This window comes from Streptomyces doebereineriae, assembly GCF_031845645.1.
Taxonomy (GTDB): Bacteria; Actinomycetota; Actinomycetes; order Streptomycetales; family Streptomycetaceae; genus Streptomyces; species Streptomyces canus.
Map to the genome: position 1 here is coordinate 423,795 of NZ_JAVREZ010000006.1, position 20,890 is coordinate 444,684.

Sequence of the window (20,890 nt, forward strand, 5' to 3'; positions counted from 1 at the left end):
TTCCTTTCAGCGCTGCCGGTCGAGCAGGCCCGCCAGGTCCGCGAGGACCGGGTGGCGGACGACGTCCTTGAGGGTGATCGCCCGGTCGAGAGCGATCGCGAGACGCACGGCGGACAGTGAGGTGCCGCCGCGGTCGAAGAAGTGGTCGAGGCGGCCGATCCGGTCGGCGGGGACACCGAGGACCTCGGCCCAGGCATCCGCGAGCCGCCGCTCGCCGGCCGTGACCGGCTCGCCCGCCACAGCGGCGTCGAGGTCCTCGGCGAGCGCGGTGAGCGTCCGGCGGTCGGTCTTGCCGTTGGCCGTCAGCGGCAGGTGCTCCCGCCAGTGCACGACGGTGGGCACCATGTAGTCCGGCAGCGACGCCGCCAGCCGTTCCCGCACCGCGTCCGCGCCCACCGGCTCGGGCCCGGCGCAGAACGCGGCGAGCTGCGTCCCCCGTACGACCACGACGGCCCCGTCACGCACCCCGGCCACCCGCAGCAGCGCGTTCTCGATCTCGCCGATCTCGACGCGGAACCCGCGGATCTTGATCTGGGTGTCCCGGCGGCCGAGGAACTCCAGTCGGCCGTCGGACCGCCAGCGCCCCACGTCACCGCTGCGGTAGAGCCGCTCGCCGGGTCGGTACGGGTCCTCCATGAAGGCGGCCGCGGTGCGCTCGGGGTCGTTGACGTACCCGCGCCCCACGCACACCCCGGAGAAGACGATCTCGCCCGGCGCGCCGAGCGGCACGGGCACCAGGTCCTCGTCGACGACGTACACGCGCACATTGCGCACCGGCCGCCCGAGCGGGACCCGGTCGCCGTCCGGCACCCGGTCCATGACCTCGTGGTTGGTGTCGTCGGAGGTCTCGGTCAGCCCGTAGGCGTTGGCGAGGCGGATGCCGGGCGCGGTGGTGAACCAGCGCTGCACCAGCTCCCGCTTCACCGCCTCGCCGGTCACCGACACACAGCGCAGGTCGGCCAGTTCGCGCGGCCGCTGCCCCAACTCCGCGAGCACGGCCTCCAGGTACGACGGCACGACCTGGAGCACGTTGACCCGCTCCCGGACCACCGTGTCCACGAACCGCGGCACGTCCAGGACGGTCTCCTGGTCGATGACCAGTGTCCGCCCGCCGACGACCGGCCCGGCGAGCAGCTGCCACAGGGAGATGTCGAAGCACTGCGGCGCGGTCTGCGCGACCACGTCGTCCTCGCCGATCCCCAGGTCCTCGACCTTGGCGAGCACGTGGTTGACGAAGCCGGCGTGCTCGCACATCGCGCCCTTGGGCTCGCCGGTGGAGCCGGACGTGAAGTAGATGTAGGCCAGCTGGTCCGCCGCGACCGGGATCCCGAGATCGCCGTCCGCGTGGCTCTCGGCGTACGCGGCGTCCACGAACAGGGTCGTGGCCGTCGTCCCGGAGAGCGAGCCGGTGCTGCCCCGCTCCGTGACGACGAGTTCGCAGCCCGCCCGGGACAGCGTCCTGGCCACCCGCTCGGCCGGGAAGTGCGGCTCGACGGGCAGATACACCCCGCCGGCCTTGAGCACGCCGAGCACGGCCGCCATCCAGTCCAGGTCGCGCTCCATGACGACGGCGACGACGCCCTCGGCCTCCAGGCCGCGGGCCAGCAGCGCCCGGCCGACCTGGTTGGCCCGGGAGTTGAGCTCGGCGTACGTCCACTGCCGCTCGCCCTGTACGGCGGCCACGGTGTCCGGGTGCTTGCCGGCCCGCTCCTCGAAGAGCTCGTGCACCCGCCGGTCCGGGAGTTCACGGACCGGACCCGCCAGCTCCTCCAGCTGGAAGCGGAGTTCCTCCTCGGACAGCAGGCTCCCGCGGTCCGGGTCGGTGAGCGCGGTGAGGTGGTAGCCGGCGATGCGGGCGGCTGCCTCGGTGTCGAAGGCACCGGTGCGGTGGCTCAGCCGCAGCGTGCCGTCGGTGACGGTGACCCGCAGCTCGTCGTCGAACGTGTCCTCCGCCTCGCCCGAGAGGGCGGCCAGCACCCTGGCGTGCGCCGTCAGCAGCGCGGCGGGATCGGTCGGTGTGCCCTCGGGCAACCGGACCGCGTACTCGGTGACGTCCGGTATCGGACCGGGCGTCGGGTGCGGAACTGTTTCCATGACTTTCTTCCCCCTGATTTCTTTGTGCGGGCGGTTCAGGCGCGTCGCAGTGCCACCGCCGGGTTCCCGCCCCAGTGCGCCCCCGCCGGCATCTCCTCGCCCTTCATCAGGAAGGCGTCGGCGCCGAGCACGGCGCCCTCGCCCATCGAGACGCCGTAGTGGACCAGCGCGCCCGCACCGATGGTGCAGCCGTCGCCGATGACGATGTGGTCGGACTTGAAGGTGCCGTCCTCCTGGGAGTGGGCCTGCACCTTGGAGTGGTGGCCGAGCGTGGTGTCGGTGCCGATCGCGACCAGCGTCCGCTCGGTGATGTAGCAGCCGTCGTCGAAGACCCGCCGGCCGATCCGCACGCCCAGCAGCCGCCAGATCAGGCTCTTGAACGGAGTGCCGTTGAACACGGCGAGATGCTCGTCCGGCACCTTCCACAGCCGCTCGTGCCACCAGAAGTACGGGTCGTAGATGGAGCACAGCCGCGGTGTCAGCGGCCGGAACCGGGTGATCACGCGCTCCACCAGCGCCCAGTAGCCGACGGTCACCGCGAGACCGGCCATCAGATAGCCGCCGAGGAGCAGGCCGCCGAGGGCGCTCTGACCGCCGTAGAGATCGACGGCCGCGAAGCCGAGCAGCGTCAGCAGGAACCAGTGCAGCCAGCGCAGGAACAGGAACAGCGCCATCGAGCGGGCGTTGAAGCGGTTCTTGCCGGACAGCCGGCGGCGCAGTTCGCCGCCCTCGCGCAGGTGGTCGAAGCGGGTGTCGCGCTCCACCGTGCGCGGGATCTCGAACGGCGGGGAGCCCAGCAGGCCCACGCCCTCCCGCAGTTCACCGTCGAGCGGGACCAGCACCTTGGTGGCGAGCAGGCAGTTGTCGCCGGTACGGCCGCCGACCGGGTAGGCGATGTGGTTGCCGAGGAAGTTGCGCGGCCCGATCGCCACCCGTGAGATGCGGAACGACGTGCTGGAGTACTCGGCGTTGAGGATCGAAAGCCCGTCGGCGACCATCGTGCCGCTGCCGACGGTGGCCAGGTACGGCGTCTCGTGCGACACCTCGGTGCCGAAGTTCGAGCCGGTCTGCTCGACGTGCGAGAGGTCGTAGCCGATGGACCGCAGGTAGGGGACGATGTACGAGCTGTCGCCGCACAGCCACTTGAAGAACTTGATGTTGGTCATGCGGGCGATCGCGCGCTGCACCGAGTAGTGGAAGCCGTACAGCGGATAGATCCGGTCCGCCTTCAGGGTCAGGTTCAGCAGCCGCGGCAGCACCGTCACGGTGACGAGGCCGAGGACCACGGAACCGACGAAGAGGGCGACGGACAGGGCCAGCGCCTCGGTGTAGAAGGCCGCCGACGCCCGTTCCTTCGCGTTCGGTTCGAGCAGCGGGTCCAGTGCCGGCACGAGGTCCATCACCAGGAAGGCGCCGCCGATGCCGAGCGGGACGTACACCAGCAGTGTCTGGAGCAGGGCCGCGAGGGCGTAGCCGGCCCGGCGCGGGGTGCCGCAGCGGGTGGCCGGGACACGGATGTGGTCGACGTCGGTGGGGCGGGCCGGGGAGCCGTGCCAGCGCTGCCCGGCGGGGACGGAGGCGCCGTCGTACAGCGCGGAGGAGTGGCCCAGCTGGCCGCCGTCGCCGATGGACGTGCCGATGTCGAGGACGGTCTTCTCGCCGACGAAGACGTCCCTGCCCAGGGTGACCGGTCCGGTGCGGATCCGGCCCGCGTGCGCCCGGTAGCCGAGGAACAGGGCGTCCTTGCGGATCACCGTGCCGGCGCCGACGGTCAGCAGGTCGGTGCAGACCGGCACCGAGTGGGACAGGATCGTGACGCCCGGGCCGATGCGGGCGCCGAGGGCCCGCAGGTAGAGGACGTACAGCGGGTTGCCGGTGAACAGGATCATCGGGTTGGCGTGCAGCAGTGCCTTCACGGTCCAGAAGCGGACGTAGGCGAGGCCCCACACCGGGAACTCCGTCTCCTTCCACCGGCCCACCAGCACCCACTTCGCCATCACGGGCAGGGTGCAGACGGCCAGGAACAGCGCGCCGCCGAAGATCAGCGAGCGCAGGTAGACGGACAGCACGCCGTCGCCGCCGGATATCCAGGCGTACCCCTCGGCGGTGGCGATCCCCGCGGCGAGGCAGTACAGGGCGAAGACGAGGAACTGCAGGATGCCGCACAGGACATAGCGGGCGGTGCTGCCCGGCGGCGGAGGCGGTTCGGCCGGCCGTGCGGGAACCGGTCCGGCGTCCGGGGCCTCGGCGAGAGCCGTGGCGAGACTGCGGATCGTCGGGTGACCGTAGATGTCCCTCATCGACACCGCCGGCAGATCGCCCCGCTTCCTGACCCGGGCGCAGAACTGCGCCATGACCAGGGAGTTGGCACCCAGATCGTCGAAGAAATGACTGTCGAGGGGCACTTGATCCGCCTTCACGACCCCGGCCAGCACCTCGGCGAAGACCTGGGCGGTGCCGTCCACCGGGGCGACTGTCGTGATCTCGCCGGGATTTACCACCACTTGAGCTCCTAGATCATTACTTTTGGTCTTTTGGACTATTCGATGTGCTTGCTAAGTCGGGCCGGGCTCTCCACCGGTTCCTGGGACGGCGTCGGTGTTACGGCCTCGCGACACCGCCGGGCCGCGCCTGCGACGACCGTTTCCAGCGGGCCACGTCCGACGTGCCGCCACGAGAGGGCGAAGAGGAGCGCTCCGGTCGTCATGACGGCGTAGAGGAGCCCGGGGGAGCCCGAGAGTGCGCCGGTGGCGAGAAGGAGCACGTGGGCGACGTACAGGGTCAGCGGCATGCTGCCCGCCGCCGCGAGCGGCGTGAGCGCCCGGGCGAGGAGGGCGCTCCTGGTCAGCAGCAGGGCGCCGCCGAGGACCGCCGTCGCCGAGCCCAGGGTGAGGAGCATGTCGAAGGGCGTGGTCGCGTGCGGCGCACGGGAGAGCAGCGCCCACCAGGTCTCGCCGTCGGGGCTGTCCCACAGAGCCTCGGCGCGGGAGGCGCCCGGGAACTCCGCGCGCCACAGGTGCCGGAGCCCGTCGTACCGGAACAGGACCAGGGACGACACCAGCCAGACACCGGCCACCAGCGCGAGACCGCCGCCGAAGAGCCGGGGTGCGGCCGCTCGTGACGTCAGGTCCATCCGGCCGAGGGCGAGTCCGGCGCACAGATAGGCGGTCCAGGCGAGCACCGGGTAGTCGCCGTGGACCAGCAGATCCGCCACCAGGCCGAGCGGGTCGGTGACCACGTCCTGGAGGGTGGGGTCGCCGTCGAAGGCGGGCTCCGGCAGTACGCCGCGCAGCGCGTGCACGGCGAACGGGGCGCCCACGGCCAGGGCCAGGGACAGGAACACCAGGGCGCGCGGAGCAAGACCCAGCAGCGGGATGGCGATCAGGAACAACAGGGCGTAGAACGCCAGGATCACGTCCACGTCCAGGTCCGCCGCGCGCGAGGCGTAGCCGAGCAGCAGCCCGATCAGCGCGATGACGCCGGCCCGTGCCGCCACCGCGGCGGCCGCGGGCCGCCCGGTCGCCGGCCGTCGCCCGCCGGTCGTGAAGGCCAGGCCGATCCCGGCCGTCACGGCGAACGTCGCCGAGGAACGCCCGCCCGCGAACATCCAGGCGGGTGTGACCGAGCCGGCCGCGCCGAACGCACCGAACACGTGAACGGAGAACATACCGAGCAGGGCGAGGCCCCGTGCCACATCGACTCCCACGATTCGCGGCACGGCATGCTTCGGCGCATACGGAACAGGCATGGAAATTCTCCAGAGAGGGATACGGCGGAATATCTCCCGCTGTTCACCACACAGCGGAAAATCATGAAGAAGAACCCCCGTGGTTCCGGTGTGCCGGAAGAAAGAGAAGTGCCGTGAGGCACGGAATGAAATAGGAGAAGGAGCGGTTCGGTCTGTGCCTGAAGTGACCACGCGGTGGGGACGGGGTGGCCTGCTCGAGCCTTGGTCAGGGCCCTGAGAATGCAATCCGAATTGTTTCGACGGGCTCATGAACGGGTCAAGCGCGTTTCGGTCAATGGCGGTTTCTTGCTGGTCGGCCGTTCGTCGGCGGTATGTGCAGTTCATGCCGTTCGGCGGCGTCACCGGGGAACTCACCCGAGGGGCGGTGCATATGCCGTCCGGCATTCCGCTTCTCAAGCGCGCGAAATCCGGCCACCGGGTTCATGACAGAAAAGGGGTTCGATTTCCTTGACGATTTCCTCGGGATTGCTCGGCGTTTTCCGAGGTATGACGGAACCGAACACGAGCGGGCGTTCTCCGCACGGGTGTGCCCAGGACCCGGACCGGGGGATGAGTGCACGCTGCCATGGCGGATACCTTTAGGTCGTGCAGGCAGCAAGCGAATCCCCTCAGCGGCCCTCCGGCCGGCTCCACCGGGCCCGTGCCCTCTACCGGAACGTCTCGAAGCGCAGGACCGCCTGGCTGCTGCTCAAGGACACCGTCAACTCGTGCATCGAGTACCGCATCCTGGGGCTCGCCGCCGAGGCCGCGTTCTTCTCGCTGCTGTCCGTGCCGCCGCTGCTGCTCAGCCTCATCGGACTGCTCGGCTACGTCGACGACTGGACCGGCACCGACAGCATCAGCAGCCTCGAGGCCAACATCCTGGACGCCGCGCGCACGGTCCTGTCCGACAAGGGCGTACGGCAGATCGCGCAGCCGATCCTCGACGACGTGATGAAGGGCGGCAGGCCCGACGTCATCTCCGTCGGCTTCCTGTTCGCCCTGTGGTCCGGGTCGCGCGCGGTGAACGTCTTCATCGACACCATCACCGTCATGTACGGCCTCGACGGGGTCCGCGGCATCGTCAAGACCCGGCTTGTGGCGTTCGCGCTGTTCATCGCGGCCCTGCTGATCGGCTCGGTGGCACTGCCCCTCATGGTGGCGGGGCCGGACGCGGTGGTGCGGATCGTGCCCTGGTCGGCGACGGTGGTACAGGTCCTGTACTGGCCCGTGGTGATCATCCTGTCCATCGCCTTCCTGACCACGCTGTACCACCTGTCGGTACCGGTGCGCTCACCATGGATCGAGGACGTCCCCGGCGCGCTGGTGGCGCTCGCCATGTGGGTGCTGGGCAGCTTCCTGCTCCGGATCTACCTCCAGAGCACGATCGAGGGCGCGACGATCTACGGCTCGCTGGCCGCGGCCGTGGCGGTGCTCCTGTGGATCGGGGTGTCGGCCTTCGCGGTCCTCGTGGGCGCCGCGGTGAACGCCGCGATCGACCGCGTGTGGCCCGCGGCGGCGACGGCCGCGGCGCGCGCGGCGAACGAGCGGGTGCGGGAGGCGCAGGTCGCGCAGTACGTCGCCCGGACGGCCGCACTCCACGACACCGAAACCGACCCCGAGGACCCCGACATGCCCTCGGAGTTCCCGGAGAGGTGGTCGCGCTTCCTGCCGCCGGAGGATGTGACGTCGCGGCTGCGGACGCACGCGAAGACGACGCACCCCCCGCAGAAGCCGGAGGACTCCTGAAGGGGGTGCGTCCACTGACCGGGGCCGGGGTCAGACCTTCCACGTACCCGCGGCCGCCGCCTCCCCAGCGAAGTCGGCGAAGTCCCGTGCCTCCCGGCCGAGAACCTCCCGCACCCCCTCCGACAGATACGCGTTGCGCCCGTCCAGCAGCTGCGCGAACGCCTCCACCAGCGCCTCCGCCTCCTTGACCGGCACCCCGAACCCGACCAGGTCCTCCCCGTACTGCTGAGGCGACACCGCCCGGTACGTCAGTTCCCGCCCCGTCGCCTTCGCGATCTCCGCGACCGCCTCGCCGAAGGTCAGCAGCCGAGATCCCGAGACGGCGACCGTCTCTCCGGCATAGCGGTCTCCCGACACCAGCACGGCCGCCACCACGTCCCCGATGTCCCGCACGTCCACGAACGGCTCCCGCACCTCACCCGCCGGAAACACCAACTCCCCGCTCAGCCGAAGCCCTTCCACCAACGGCCCCTCGCTGAAGTTCTGCGCGAACCACGCGGCCCGTACGACCGTCCAGTCGGCCCCCGACGCGTGCAGCGCCTCCTCCGCGTCCCGCGCCCGGTCCTGCCCCCGCGACGACAGCAGCACCAGCCGCCGTACGCCGACCCCCACCGCCTCCCGCGCGACCGCCCCGATCGCCTCTGCGGCCCCCGGGGCGCCGATGTCCGAGGGGTACACCAGGTACGCCGCGTCCGCGCCCCGCAACACCTGCGCCCACGTCGACCGGTCCTGCCAGTCGAAGCCCTGGGCCCGCGAGGCCGCCCGGACCGTCAGCCCCGCCGCCTCCGCGGACTGCGCCACCCGGCTGCCCGTACGACCGGAGGCACCGGTCACCACCACCGTCATGTTCCGCGCGTTCTGTGTCATGCCGTCGAGTCAACTGCCGTCCGCCGCAAGGGACCATCGCTGAACGGCTCATTCCCATGCGCGCGCGTCTACGCTGGCCGTATGGACGCTCTGGCAGGCCTGCTGGAAGGACCGCGGGCGCGTGGCGCCTTCATGATCCGTGCGTGTTTCGACCCGCCGTGGGCGGTGCGGGTGGAGGACCGGGCGCCGTTGACGGTCATGCTGATGGTCCGTGGCGACGCCTGGATCGTGCCCGACTCGGGCGAGCGGATCCGGCTGCGCCCCGGCGACCTCGCCATCGCCCGCGGCCCCGACCCCTACACCTGCGCCGACGACCCCGGTACGGCCCCGCAGGCACTGATCCTGCCCGGCGCGGAGTGCAGCTACCCCGACGGGCGGGCCCTGAACGGCTCCATGGACCTCGGGGTGCGCACCTGGGGCGACCGGCTCGACGGGGAGACGGTGGTCCTCATCGGGACGTATCTGATGGAGGGCGAGATCAGCAACCGGCTCCTGGACGCGCTGCCGCCGCTGCTGTCGCTCACCACCGACGTGTGGGAGTGCCCGCTGACCCCGCTCCTCATGGAGGAGATCGTGCGCGACGAGCCGGGGCAGGAGGTCGTCCTGGACCGGATGCTGGACCTGCTGGTCATCGCGGCGCTCCGGGCCTGGTTCTCCCGGCCCGAGGCGGAGGCTCCCGCCTGGTACGCGGCGCTGGCGGATCCTGTCGTGGGGCGGGTGCTGCGGCTGGTGCAGGACGATCCCGCGCATCCGTGGACGGTGGCGTCCCTGGCGGCCAAGGCCGGCGTCTCGCGGGCCGCGCTCGCTCGGCGCTTCACCGAGCTGGTGGGCGAGCCGGTGATGACGTATCTGACCGGATGGCGGCTGGCGTTGGCGGCGGATCTGCTGCGGGGGAGTCCTTCGACGCTCGAGGCGATCGCCCGACAGGTGGGGTACGGAAGCGCGTTCGCGCTGTCCAGTGCGTTCAAGAGGGGGTACGGGGTCAGTCCGCAGGAGTTTCGGGTGCGGGCCGGCGGGGGCTGATCGTAGCCTGGGGATATGTACACGGAACGGACGTCCCGGCTTGCCGGTGCCGTCATCTGGACCGGTGACGGGGCCGGACGTGTGCTGCCCGACGGATGCATGGATCTGCTCTGGAACGAAGGACGGCTGCTCGTCGCCGGGCCGGACACACAGGCGTACGTCACCGGCGGCGCCCCGAGCAACTGGGCAGGCGTGCGCTTCTACCCGGGGACCGCGCCCGCCTTCCTGGGTGTGCCCGCCCATGAACTGCGTGACCGTCGCGTCGAGTTGGCCGATCTCTGGCCTGCTTCAGAGGTACGGCGGCTGCGGAGCCGTATGAAGAAGGCCCCCGACCCCGCCACGGCACTCGAAGAGATCGCCCTGGAGCGTGCCGCCCCTCCCGACCCCGTCCTGCACGCCCTCGTGACCGCCCTCGACGCGGGCCGCCCCGTCGCCGTGACGGCCGATGAACTCGGTCTGGGGGCACGGCAGTTGCATCGATGGTCGCTCGAGGCGTTCGGGTACGGGCCGAAGACGCTGGCCCGGATTCTGCGGCTGCGGCGGGCTCTCGTGCTGGCCGGGGCCGGGGTGCCGTTCGCGGAGACGGCGGTGCGAAGCGGGTTCGCGGATCAGGCCCATCTCGCGCGGGACGTGAAGGAGCTGGCGGGCGTGCCGCTCGGGCGGCTACTCGCCGCCGGCTAGCGGGGCGTACAGGTCGACGCCGTTGCCGTCGGGGTCGTGCAGCGAGGCGTACCGCTGCCCCCACTCGGCGTTCCACGGCTTGAGCTCACCGTGGAACCCCTCGCCCACCAGCTCCTCGTACACCGCGTCGACCTCGGCCGGGCTGTCGCACCGCAGCGCGAGCCCGGTCCGGCTGCCGCCGGCCGGTGCCCGCCATCCGGGGTGGAAGGAGCGGACCGTCTCCTCGGTGTCGAGCATCAGCCGCACACCGCCCGGCAGTTCGGCCTCCGCATGCGGCTGCGTCTGCGACCCTTCGGGGAACGGGAACCCGAGCCGACGGTAGAAGGCGACGGAGGCGGCCATGTCGGAGGCCACCAGACCGATGGCATCGAATCGTGGAGTCATGCCGCCACCGTAGGCAGCGCACGGACGCCTGGTCTTGAAGGAATCGGACACGTCAGCCGAAGAGCACCTGCCCCCGCGGAGTGTCGAGCGTGAAGGCGAGACCGACCGGGCCCTCGGAGACGGGGAGCTCGGCGTCGAGGGCGGCGAGGAGGGGCTGGATCTCGTCCGGGGCCGGGGCGGTCGCGGTCAGGGAGAGCAGGGGAGTGGCGGGAAGGCCCGAGGCCGTCGGGTGGGGGGAGGTGCCCCAGTCGATGAGGAAGGGGACCAGGCCGGAGGGATGCTGGGTGTCGCCGTCCGTGAGGCGCCATTCCAGCAGGGTCCCGTCGGGTCTGCGGCGGCTCATCGGCCGGATCTCGCCGGGGTCGTAACCGCGGGCCCGGGCGGTCGCGACCGCCGCGTCCAGGTCGGACGGGCCGATCGCCCAGGTCACCGTGCGGGCGGTGGCGAGCGTATCGACGTCGAAGGGGCGCGGCCCCATCGGCTCCGGCTGCTCCGGATCCGGGCCGATGATCTCCAGATAGGCGGTGCCGCCCAGCGACACGAGGTGGTTGCGGGTACCGAGACCGACGTGCACACCACCGGGCGCGGGGGTCACGCCGGTGCGCCGGGTGAAGTCGGCGACCGTCGCCGCCAGGTCCGGGGTCGCGAGGACGAGATGATCCAGCCGTGCGGGAATCGCGTTCACCGCGCCGAGGCTACGCACCGCGACCCGCCCGATGGAACACCTGTACGGCGACACACCGCCCAGTCCCGGCCGTGGCGCGTCCCGGTCCGTCCCAGCAGGTCCCCGTACGGCCCGCGCTTCCGGACCACACCGCCGTACGCGGGACGGACCGTCCCCCGCCGGTCCCGGGACTTCGGCAGGTCTCGCCGTGCGCACCTCAGGCTGTGAGGCTGTGCCGTGCCAAGCGAATCGAGCCGCCCCAGGGGGAACCACGGGGGGAACCACGGCGGTTCGGAAAGGGAGACTTCCATGAGCATGCGCAAGCGGGCCGTCGCGATGGCGACGGCAGCGTTGCTGGGCGCCGGCAGCTTCGGCCTCGCCGTGGCGCCGACGGCCAGTGCGGCCTCGTACCACGGCATCGACGGCAACGGTGTGGTCAGCGACGACTGGCAGGACGAGGAGAACCTGGGCGTCGACGACTACGCCGACAGCAACGCCACGGCCCTGTGGCAGTCCGTCCTGTACGCGGACGGCGCCAAGTGGCAGGACGAGGACGGGGACTGGCACAACTACTCCAAGAGCCAGATCGACGGCTCCTTCGGCCCGGAGACCGAGTCGGCCACGCAGTGGTGGCAGGAGCGCTACGGCCTCACCGACAACGACGGCGTGGTCACCGACCAGACCTGGGAGTTCGCCCAGCAGTGGCTCCACGGCCCGGTCTCGGGCGGCGGGGTCCGCTACGACGGCGACAAGCGGGACGTCGACTTCAAGCGGGTCAGCGGCAAGTACCGGGTGAAGCTCAAGGGCACCGGCCCCTGGCGGATCGCGTACTACGACCAGGTCGGCTGACCGCCGCCGACGGGGGAGCGGGCGGCCGTACGGTCACCCGCCCCTCGACGGCCACGCCCACAGCACCCCCGCCACCAGCAGCACGATGACGGCGAACGCGGCCAGCGCCGCCGTACGCCATCGCCGGTACTCGAGGCCGGGACCCGCCGGCACCGCCCCCTCGGGCACCACCTCCGGCGCCACGGCGGCCACCACCGTGCCGTACGGCCAGACCGGGGCGGCCAGGTCCCACAGCGCCAGCAGCCGCGCCTGATCCGCGCCCGCCACCCGGCACAGCGCCTCCACCGCCCCGCGCGGCGGCTGCTTGGCCCCGCTGAGATACCGCTGCCAGGACGACTTGCTGTACGCCGTGCGCCGGGCCAGCTCGGCGAGGCTCAGATCCGTACGGTCCTTGAGCCGGCGCAGCTGCTCGACGAGATGCCGTGCCTCCCTCGGAAGTGAGTCCGGCAGCGGCCGCCAGCGCGTCATGGTCGTCCCCCAACTGCTCGCCGCCGCCCTCGTCGGGGCGGCGGCCCCCTCCCCGCCGCAACGTTCGACGCCCGTCCGCCCCGGTCAGTTCCCGCCGCCCACGGATGACCGAAGGTGAACGAAACCGGTGGTCAGTGGCACATGCAGCCGGTACGAGGGGGTCCGGGCCGACCGGGGGAGGCGTACGCCGGGGCACGGGGCGGGTCGACGCGATTCAGCCGGTCGGCGGGGCCGTGCTCGCCCGCTCCACCAATCGCGTCGACAGCTCGGTCCGGGTGCTCTCCGGGCGGTCGCCCTCCATCATGCGGACCAGCAGGCGCAGGGCCGTCGCCGCCATCTCCGACAGGGGCTGACGGACCGTGGTGAGGGCCGGGGTGGTCCAGCGGGCCTCGGGCAGGTCGTCGAAGCCCACGACGCTGATGTCGTCCGGGACGCGCAGGCCCCGTTCGGCCAGGGCCTCGTACACGCCGAGGGCCATGCGGTCGGAGCAGACGAAGACCGCGGTGGGCGGTTCGGGCAGGTCCAGGAGTTCCAGCGTGCGGCGGTGGGCCGCGCTCTCGTCGAAGCCGGCGTGGCGGATGTACTCGGGCCGCTGCCGTATCCCCGCCGCCGCGAGCGCGGAACGGTAGCCCGCCACGCGCGCGCTGCTGCACATCTTGCGCTGGTGGCCTGCGACGACCGCGATGCGTTCGTGCCCCAGCGCCAGCAGGTGCTCGGTCGCCGTCACCCCGCCCTGCCAGTTCGCCGCGCCCACCGAGACGACGCCCGGCGGCGGCTCCAGGACCGGGTCGATCAGGACGTACGGGATGCGGTGCTGGTCCAGCCAGCTGTACTGCGACGACGTCAGCTCGGCCAGGTTGAACAGCACCCCGGAGGAGCCGCGCGCGGTGAGCTTGTCCAGCCAGCCGCGCTCCGGGCGCCCGCCCCGGGTACGGTTCGGCCCGGCCGAGACGACCACCTCGAGCCCCGCGTCGTGGGCGGCCGCCTCCACCCCGTGCAGCACCGCCCCCGACCAGGACGTCTCCAGCGAGTGCACGACCAGGTCGACCAGCCCCGACGACTTCGCCGCGTCGAACCTCGGTCTGCGGACGTAGCCGAGCCGGTCCAGTGCCTCGGTGACCCGGCGGCGGGTCTCGGGGGCCACGTCCTCCCGTCCGTTGACCACCTTGGAGGCGGTCGGTACCGACACGCCCGCCTCCCGGGCCACGACCGCCAGCGTGGGACCGGCTGCCACGCTCGCACTCCCCGTGCGGACCATCGGGAACCACCTCTCCGGCCCGCCCGAGGGCCATGAAAGTTTTCGACCAGCGCGGAAACAGTAAGCGCTTCCTACCCTAGGTTCGCCCGGTGAAGTCGGGAAGAGGTCGGGCTTCGCGGGTCTTGATGTCCCCTTACTTTCGAAACGTCGAAACACTACCCGCAGCTCAGGCGGAACCCGGTGAAGTCGGCCGTAAAGGCCGCGCCGACCAGGTCCACTGCGTGGATTCCAGCCATCGCGCCTGTGAACCGGAGCTTGGATCCGTGGTCGTCGGAGAGGCGGGTGAAGTCCAGTTCCGGGCCGACGGGGGCCCGTACGCCGTGCGCGCCCAGGGACCAGAAACGAGCCACCCCGTCCTCCACGGTGACGCCGATCGTGAAGGCGCTTTCCATGTGGACGTCGACCACGGCCACCTGCCGGGTGCTGCCCTCGTCCCGCTCGACCAGGCTGAGCACGGTCCGTCCGCCGCCGCCCCGCCACTGCTGGCCCCGCTGCTCCTCGCCCTCGGGCTCCGCCCAGGTCAGGTCGAGGGCCAGATAGGACTCGGTGTTGTACCAGAGCACCAGACCGGCGGCCTGGGTGAACGTGGTCGGCCGGGCCTCCACGGTGACCTGGGCCTCCGCCCGGTGCTCGGTGATCCGCTGCGCCAGCAGACTGTGCGCCCACCACGACTCGGGCCCGTGCCGCCCACGCAACCGAATCCAGCCAGGCCGGGCGGCGGTGTTCGCCCAGGAGGGATCGGGCGCGGCCCGGAGAGTACTCCAGGGCCAGCCCAACCGACCGGCCGAGGGCGCGGGTTGCTCCGACGATTGGGGGTGCGGTGGTATGGCGGGCTGGATCGCCGGGTGCGGTTCTGGTTCTGCCGGGGTGTTGGGGTGGGCGGGGGCCCCGGGGCGTGCTGGGGCGCCGGGCTGGGTCTGTGGCCTTGGGCGTGTCGGTGTGCCGGTCTGGGCCTGTGGCCCGGGGTGGGTCGGTGTGCCGGTCTGGGCCTGCGGCCCGGGATGCGCGGGTGTGCCGGTCTGGGCCTGTGGCCCGGGGTGGGTCGGTGTGCCGGTCTGGGCCTGCGGCCCGGGGTGGGTCGGTGTGCCGGTCCGGGCCTGCGGCCCGGGGTGGGGCGGTGCGGCGGGCTGGGACTCTGGCCGGGGGTGCGCCGGTGCGGCGGTCTCGTCCTCCCGTTGCGGGTGGGTCGATACGTCGACCTCGATCGCAGGATGCGGACCCCCGTGCCGCAGCCTCGGCCAGCCCTCCGCATCCCACGTCACCGCCTGGATCGCCGTCTCACGGCCGAGTGGGCAGCGCGGGCCGTTCGGTGTGTTCAGGGGGCGGGCCGTGAGGTGGCTCAATACCCAGCTGCCGTCGGGGAGTTGGACCAGTTCGCCGTGGCCGGCCTTCTGCAGGGGCAGCGAAGGGTCGTCCCGGGACGTCAGCAGCGGCCGGGAGTCCAGCTTGTACGGGCCGGTGAGCTCCCGGCTGCGGGCCACCAGTACCCCGTGCTCGAAACCGGTGCCGCCCTCGGCGAGGACGAGGTGGTACCAGCCGTCCTTGTGGACCAACTTCGGTCCCTCGACGAGCCGTTCGTGCTGGAGCAGCAGGTGCGTGTCACCGACGGGCGCCAGCGTCTCCCGGTCCAGCTCCGTCAGCACGATCCCCGCGAAGCGCCGGCCGCCGGGGCGGTGGTCGTTCTGGAGGTTGAGCAGCCAAAGCCGCCCCCCGTCATGGAAGAGCGCGGGGTCGAAGCCATGGCTCGCGATCCGCCGCGGTGCCGTCCACTCGCCGGTCGCCTCCGTGGCCGTGGAGAAAGCCGCCGTAGAGACATACGTGTCCGTGTCGAAGTACGGCGTTCCGACCGAGCGGACGATCGAGTAGACCACCCAGAACCGCTCGCCGTCCCAGCTCAGCGAGGGTGCCCAGATGCCGCCCGAATCGGGCACGCCCGCAAGGGAGCCGCCCGGGACGGCGCCCTCGACATGGCCCGCGTACTCCCAGTGCGCGAGGTCGCGCGAGCGGTGCAGCGGGATCGTCGGGAACCACTCGAAGGAGCTGGTCGCCACGTAGTACCAGTCGCCGACGCGGACCATCGACGGGTCGGGGGCGAAGCCCCGGATCACCGGGTTGTGCAGCAGGGTCACTTGAGGGCTCCGAGGGTGACTCCGGAACGCCAGTAACGGCGCATCGCGACCATCATGATCGCCATCGGGACGATGGACAGCAGGGCGCCCGTGAGGACCAGGCTGGTGAGGTCGACGCCGGACTCCAGGCGTTTGCCGGACCAGTTGTAGAGACCGATGTTGAGCGTCCAGTTGTTCTCGCCGCGCAGCACGGTCAGTGGCAGGAAGAAGGCGTTCCAGGTGTTCACGAAGGCCAGCAGGAACACCGTCGCGCCACCCGTGGTCATCATCCGCAGCACGATGCTGAAGAAGATCCTGAGCTCTCCGGCACCGTCGATACGAGCCGCCTCCAGGAGCTCGAAGGGGATCGTGGCCTCGGTGTACACCTTGGCGAGGTACACGCTGAACGGGTTGATCAGACAGGGGATCAGCATCGCCCAGGGCGTGTCCACCAGGCCGATCTCCGAGAACAGCAGGTACAGCGGCAGGGTGAGCAGCGCGATCGGGATCAGGAAGGAACCGACCACGCACGCGAAGACGAGGTTGCGGCCCGGGAAGTCGAAGCGCGCGAGACCGTAACCGGTTGCCAGCGCCAGCAACGTGCCACCCAGCGAGCCGACACCGGCGTAGAGGAAGGAATTCGCCGTCCAGCGCAGGAAGATGCCGTGCTCGTAGGTGAACAGCTGATGCAGGTTGTCCCACAGATGCCAGCCGGAGAACCACAGTCCGTTGGACTGGTAGAGCCCGGTGCGGTCCTTGGTGGAGGCGACGATCAGCCACCACACCGGAAAGAGGCTGTACACGCTCGCCAGGGACAGCCCGACGAGCAGAAACCGCTGCCCGCCCCGCGAACGGGCCGCAGGATCGGGCTCGGTGAGCCGACGGACGGGCCGGGTCTTCGTGGGTTCCTCGATGAGGGTCATCAGTCGGTCTCCTTCGAGGTGAACCGGTAGAACAGGAAGGAGGCGACGCCGAGGATCAGGGCGAGCAGCACCGAAAGGGCCGCCGCGTAGTGGTAGTTGCCGGCGTTGAACGCCTGGTTGTAGATGATCATGATCGGGGTGAAGGAGTCGCTGACCGTCTGCGGGGTGACGTTCCGGAAGAGCGCGGGCTCGTTGAAGATCTGGAGCATCTGGATGATGGAGAGCATCCCCGTCAGCACCAACGCCCCCCGCACGAACGGGATCTTGATGCTGCGGGCGATCCGCAGCTCGGAGGCCCCGTCGAGCCGCGCCGCCTCGAACAGGTCGCGGGGCACGCCCTGGAGCGCCGAGTAGATGATGACCATGTTGTAGCCGATGCCGTGCCAGGTCAGCAGGTTGCCGATGGACGGCCACACCATCGAGGGCGCGAAGAAGTTCCAGGAGAACCCGAAGACCTCGCCGAGTGGGGTCAGCGGGCCCACGTCCGGGCTGTAGAGGTTCAGCCACACGATCGCGGCGACCACACCGGGGATCATGTACGGCACCAGCAGCAGAATCCGGAACCGACCGGCCATCCGGGAGCTGAGCGCGTCCAGGAACAGGGCGAGGACGAGACTGACCAGCAGCATGATCGGGATCTGCACGCAGGCGAACAGCACCACCCGCAGCACGGAGCCCATGAACGCCGAGTCGGTCAGCCCCTGTTGGTAGTTGTCCAGACCGGAGAACTCGTCGGTCGTGCCACCGAGCCCCAGCCCGGAGGACTGCGACCGGTACAGCGACTGGTAGACGGCGTACCCGATCGGCAGCAGGTACAGGAAGACGAAGCCGAGCTGGAAGGGCACCGTGAAGGCGGCACCCTTCCAGCGCAGAGAGCGAATCATCAGCAGTAGCCCTCAGCCTCTAGCCCTTGACGCTGATGCCGCGGGACTTCAGGTCATTGACCGTCCACTCCTGCATGTGGGCGAGGAGCTGGGTCACCGTCTGCTCCTTGCTGACCACCTTGGCCCAGCCGGCCTGCATCTCGGTGAACATCGCGGTCCAGTTCGGCCCGAAGGTCCAGTCGGTGGTGACGGTCTTCAGGCTGTCCTTCACGACCTGCTGACCCGCCTGGTAGTTGGAGCCGAGCAGTTTCTCCGAGACCGCCTCGGGCACGTACGAGTCACTGTCGGCCAGCGCCGGCATCACGCCGTTGCCCGTCTCCGGGTTCGCCATCGTCTTGACCGCGGCGGTGTTCGTGGACATCCACAGCGCGGCCTCGGCGGCCTGCTCCTGGTTCTTGCACCCCTTGGTCACCAGCGTCACACTGCCGGTCAGGTTGGTGCCCGCCGGGGTCTTGGCGGCCTCACCGGTGAACGTCGGCCAGGGCGACAGCCCCCAGTCGCCGAAGGACTTGGTGAAGTTCTGCACCATGCCGGCCATCTGCCACGTCGAGATCTGCCGGGTGGCGGTCCCGCCGTTGTCGTAGTTGCGCTGTACGGCGGCGTAGTCGGCGAACGACAGCTTGGAGTTGAGGTCGTTGTCGATGATCTCCTGGATCACCTTGGCGGCCTTCAGCGTGCCCGCGTCCTGGAAGTCCACCTTCCAGGAGTTGCCGTCGATGGAGTACCAGTGCGCCCCGGCCTGCATGGCCAGCACCTCGAGCGTGCTGGGGTCCTCACCGGCGTAGTTGGTGATCTTGATGCCGTGCTTCTTCAGCTCCTTGCCCGCGGCGATGAACTCGTCCCAGGTCGTCGGTGCCTTGATGCCGTACTTCTTGAAGATGTCGGTGCGGTAGATGGTGAAGTTCGGCGACGAACTGGTCGGCACGCCGTACGACTTGCCCTGCACCTGCGCGCTCGCCCACGACCCGGTGTTGAACTTGCCCTTCTCGCCCTCGACGTACTGGCTGATGTCGGCGAGCGCGCCCTGCGCCACCCAACTGGTGACGTATTCGGCGGTGTTCTGGACCAGACAGGGCGCGTTGCCCGCCTTGACCGCGTTGGTCAGCTGCTTCTGCATGGTCAGCTGGTCGGTGACCTTCGTGTACTTCAGCTGGATGTTCTTGTGCGAGGCGTTGAACGCTTTGACGACGGCGTCCTGGCCGTTGGCCCAACCCCAGAAGGGGAGGGTGACGGGCCCCGACGACTGCGAGTCGCCGGAATCGTCCGACCCGCCGCACGCGGTGAGCAGACCTGACAACGCGAGTCCCGCAACGGCGACGCGGGCGAACCTTCTCCGGGGGCTGCTGAAGTTCATCTGACCGTGTTCCTTCGGAAAGTAGGGCGTCTCGGAGAGGAGAGAGGGGGATCGGCGGCTCGGTGTCGGCCGGAAACGGCGGCCGGAAGTTTCATCGGCTCGCGGTTGCGGGGGGTCGGCCCAGCAGAAGCTGTAGTAACCGGTTGCTGGGACGGTAGGCCGACGGTCCCGTGGTTAGCAAGAGGTAGACGGCAATTTGTTACGCCGGTTTGTCCGTGGGGTTAGGCCCGCGTGCGGGGCACGCGACCGCACGACACCTGACGTAGGGCCAGCTCAGAGGCCTATGGGCGCGACGAACGCAAGACCCGGCGGGCCACCGAGGCGGCCCGGCCGGACCCTGATGATCTGTGGAAACCGTTTACGAAACGATCTCTTTCTTCTGTTGCTAGCGGGGTTGTGCGGGCGGTCGTACGGAGTGCCGTACGACGACATGGGTGCCCAGCACCAGATGGTCCCCGTCGGCCCCCTTGCGTCGCGCCCCGCCCCCCTCACGCCGATCGGCGACGGCCCGCAGGGCGACCCGTCCCATCTCCTCGTAGGGCACGTGGACGGTGGTGAGCTGCGGGGTGAGCTGGGAGGCGAGCGGGATGTCGTCGTACCCGACGATCGACACGTCCTCGGGCACCCGCAGCCCGGCCGCGCGCAAGGCCTGCATGGCTCCGGCGGCGACGACGTCGGTCCCGGCGAGGACGGCGGTGAAGTCGAGTCCGTCGCGCAGACATTCCTCGACGGCCGCGTACCCGTGCTCGTAGTCGTAGGGCCCGTGCCGCACCATGGTGGCCTCGAACGGCACGCCGTACGCCTCGAAGGCGCGCCGGGCCCCGTTCAACCGCCCCTGGGCAGTGGTGAGTTCGGCATGCCCCGGTAGTACGAGCACCTTCCGGTGCCCGGCCGACAGCAGATGGCTGGCCATGGCGTAGGCGCCACCCTCGTTGTCGTAGTCGACGGTCGTGGCCGGCACGGCACCTTCCAGCGGGGGCCGTCCCACGAGCACGAGATGCGACCCGGCAGCGTCCAGGGAACGGGCGAAGCGGGCCATACGCAGCTGGTACTCGTCGTAGTCGTAGGCGCCGCCGAGCAGCACCACGGCCGCGACCCCCTGCTGGCGCATGAGGTTGACGAGGGCGAGCTCGCGCTCGGGATCGTCCCCGGTGGTCCCCACGAGGGAGAGCCAGCCGCGCAGTGTCGCGGCGCCTTCAACCCCCTTGGCCACATGGGCGAACGCGGCACCGGTGATGTTGTTGATGAGGATCGCGACGGTGGGTGTGCCGCCCCCGGCGAGTGACCGGGCGTGCGCGTTGGTGACGTAGTCCAGGTCGCGCACGACCTTCATCACCTTGCGGCGCAGGTCCTCGGAGACCGGATAGTTCCCGGACAGCACACGCGACACACTGGCCACGGACACCCCGGCCCGCTCGGCCACGTCCCGGATGGTGGCCCGTCCGACGTCCCCGGACGCCTTGCGCTGACTCACCCTTGCGGCTCCTTAACGGTAGTGGCCCGGACCCAGGGTCCGGAAACCGTATCCCATTGTTACTCCAGCACGATTCCGACGGCGTTGGTCACCAGCGATCGGTGAGTGCCCACCAACATGCACTGCACCCCGGACACCGGCCGTGAGGGAGCCGGAGGGGGCGCGTCGGTGTCGAGAGGCCGAACGCGCGGAGGCGCGCAGCGCCGAGCACGATCGGTCGCTCGACACCGACTGAGGCGCCCCCGGAGGCGACCGAACCAAGGTGGTGCGGGCAAGTGCGGTGACCCGGGGGCAGGTGATAAAGCCGGGGTGACTGAAGTGACCGGGGCCATCTCAAGCTGCCCGAGCCGTATGCAGTGAGCCGGGGGCAGGTGATAAAGCCG

Annotated in this window: 17 protein-coding genes; 4 read left to right on the forward strand and 13 right to left on the reverse strand. The window is 70.5% G+C overall.

Translation table 11 applies throughout. The features are described from left to right. Positions 1 to 6: 6 nt before the first annotated feature. Genes RNB18_RS20520 through RNB18_RS20530 form a run of 3 tightly spaced genes read right to left on the reverse strand, consistent with a single transcriptional unit; the run spans position 7 to position 5,842 of the window. Complete coding sequence (locus RNB18_RS20520; RefSeq protein ID WP_311715529.1) at positions 7 to 2,094, reverse strand: non-ribosomal peptide synthetase; 2,088 nt, start codon at positions 2,092 to 2,094, stop codon at positions 7 to 9. Positions 2,095 to 2,129: 35 nt separating this feature from the next. Beyond that, positions 2,130 to 4,598 carry a Pls/PosA family non-ribosomal peptide synthetase gene (locus RNB18_RS20525; RefSeq protein ID WP_311715530.1) on the reverse strand — a complete coding sequence of 823 codons (2,469 nt, stop codon included), beginning with the start codon at positions 4,596 to 4,598 and terminating at the stop codon, positions 2,130 to 2,132. A gap of 35 nt (positions 4,599 to 4,633) precedes the next feature. Then, on the reverse strand, positions 4,634 to 5,842 hold the full coding sequence (locus RNB18_RS20530) for a heparan-alpha-glucosaminide N-acetyltransferase domain-containing protein (protein WP_311715531.1): 1,209 nt from the start codon (positions 5,840 to 5,842) through the stop codon (positions 4,634 to 4,636). A 585-nt stretch (positions 5,843 to 6,427) separates the two neighbouring features. On the opposite strand from RNB18_RS20530, the gene RNB18_RS20535 reads away from it, so the two are divergent. After that, entirely contained in the window at positions 6,428 to 7,570 is a 1,143-nt protein-coding gene (locus tag RNB18_RS20535; protein WP_311715532.1) for a YihY/virulence factor BrkB family protein, read from the forward strand. Between the two features lie 30 nt (positions 7,571 to 7,600). Here RNB18_RS20535 and RNB18_RS20540 read toward each other — a convergent pair whose 3' ends face one another. Then, entirely contained in the window at positions 7,601 to 8,437 is an 837-nt protein-coding gene (locus RNB18_RS20540) for an NmrA family NAD(P)-binding protein (protein WP_311715533.1), read from the reverse strand. Positions 8,438 to 8,518: 81 nt separating this feature from the next. Here RNB18_RS20540 and RNB18_RS20545 point away from each other — a divergent pair, with 81 nt between their 5' ends. Together RNB18_RS20545 and RNB18_RS20550 are read left to right on the forward strand one after the other, a co-directional pair. Beyond that, entirely contained in the window at positions 8,519 to 9,460 is a 942-nt protein-coding gene (locus tag RNB18_RS20545; RefSeq protein ID WP_311715534.1) for an AraC family transcriptional regulator, read from the forward strand. A 15-nt stretch (positions 9,461 to 9,475) separates the two neighbouring features. Beyond that, the gene (locus RNB18_RS20550) at positions 9,476 to 10,141 is read left to right on the forward strand and encodes a helix-turn-helix domain-containing protein (RefSeq protein ID WP_311715535.1); all 666 of its coding nucleotides are present in this window, start codon (positions 9,476 to 9,478) and stop codon (positions 10,139 to 10,141) included. Here the strand turns inward: RNB18_RS20550 and RNB18_RS20555 are convergent. Further along, entirely contained in the window at positions 10,124 to 10,525 is a 402-nt protein-coding gene (locus RNB18_RS20555) for a VOC family protein (protein WP_311715536.1), read from the reverse strand. The two genes, RNB18_RS20550 and RNB18_RS20555, sit on opposite strands and share 18 nt — an antisense overlap. Positions 10,526 to 10,577: 52 nt before the next feature. Next, a complete protein-coding gene (locus RNB18_RS20560; protein ID WP_311715537.1) occupies positions 10,578 to 11,210 on the reverse strand; it encodes a VOC family protein in 633 nt (210 codons plus the stop codon). 288 nt (positions 11,211 to 11,498) lie between these two features. Here RNB18_RS20560 and RNB18_RS20565 point away from each other — a divergent pair, with 288 nt between their 5' ends. Next, positions 11,499 to 12,038: a peptidoglycan-binding domain-containing protein gene (locus RNB18_RS20565; RefSeq protein ID WP_311715538.1), complete on the forward strand. Its 540-nt coding sequence runs from the start codon at positions 11,499 to 11,501 to the stop codon at positions 12,036 to 12,038. A gap of 33 nt (positions 12,039 to 12,071) precedes the next feature. On the opposite strand, the gene RNB18_RS20570 is transcribed toward RNB18_RS20565, so the two are convergent. From RNB18_RS20570 to RNB18_RS20600, 7 genes are all read right to left on the reverse strand, one after another. Beyond that, the gene (locus tag RNB18_RS20570; RefSeq protein WP_311715539.1) at positions 12,072 to 12,506 is read right to left on the reverse strand and encodes a helix-turn-helix domain-containing protein; all 435 of its coding nucleotides are present in this window, start codon (positions 12,504 to 12,506) and stop codon (positions 12,072 to 12,074) included. Between the two features lie 214 nt (positions 12,507 to 12,720). Continuing rightward, the gene (locus tag RNB18_RS20575; protein ID WP_311715540.1) at positions 12,721 to 13,764 is read right to left on the reverse strand and encodes a LacI family DNA-binding transcriptional regulator; all 1,044 of its coding nucleotides are present in this window, start codon (positions 13,762 to 13,764) and stop codon (positions 12,721 to 12,723) included. Between the two features lie 155 nt (positions 13,765 to 13,919). Next, positions 13,920 to 15,893: a family 43 glycosylhydrolase gene (locus tag RNB18_RS20580; protein ID WP_311715541.1), complete on the reverse strand. Its 1,974-nt coding sequence runs from the start codon at positions 15,891 to 15,893 to the stop codon at positions 13,920 to 13,922. Further along, positions 15,890 to 16,795 carry a carbohydrate ABC transporter permease gene (locus tag RNB18_RS20585; RefSeq protein WP_057611022.1) on the reverse strand — a complete coding sequence of 302 codons (906 nt, stop codon included), beginning with the start codon at positions 16,793 to 16,795 and terminating at the stop codon, positions 15,890 to 15,892. The genes RNB18_RS20580 and RNB18_RS20585 overlap by 4 nt, the downstream gene beginning before the upstream one ends. Next, positions 16,795 to 17,679, reverse strand: coding sequence for a carbohydrate ABC transporter permease (locus tag RNB18_RS20590; protein ID WP_311715542.1), 885 nt, complete (start codon positions 17,677 to 17,679; stop codon positions 16,795 to 16,797). Before RNB18_RS20590 ends, RNB18_RS20585 begins: the two co-directional genes overlap by 1 nt. A 19-nt stretch (positions 17,680 to 17,698) precedes the next feature. Further along, positions 17,699 to 19,033, reverse strand: coding sequence for an ABC transporter substrate-binding protein (locus RNB18_RS20595; RefSeq protein ID WP_311715543.1), 1,335 nt, complete (start codon positions 19,031 to 19,033; stop codon positions 17,699 to 17,701). A gap of 385 nt (positions 19,034 to 19,418) precedes the next feature. Then, complete coding sequence (locus RNB18_RS20600; RefSeq protein WP_057611019.1) at positions 19,419 to 20,507, reverse strand: LacI family DNA-binding transcriptional regulator; 1,089 nt, start codon at positions 20,505 to 20,507, stop codon at positions 19,419 to 19,421. Positions 20,508 to 20,890: the final 383 nt, after the last annotated feature.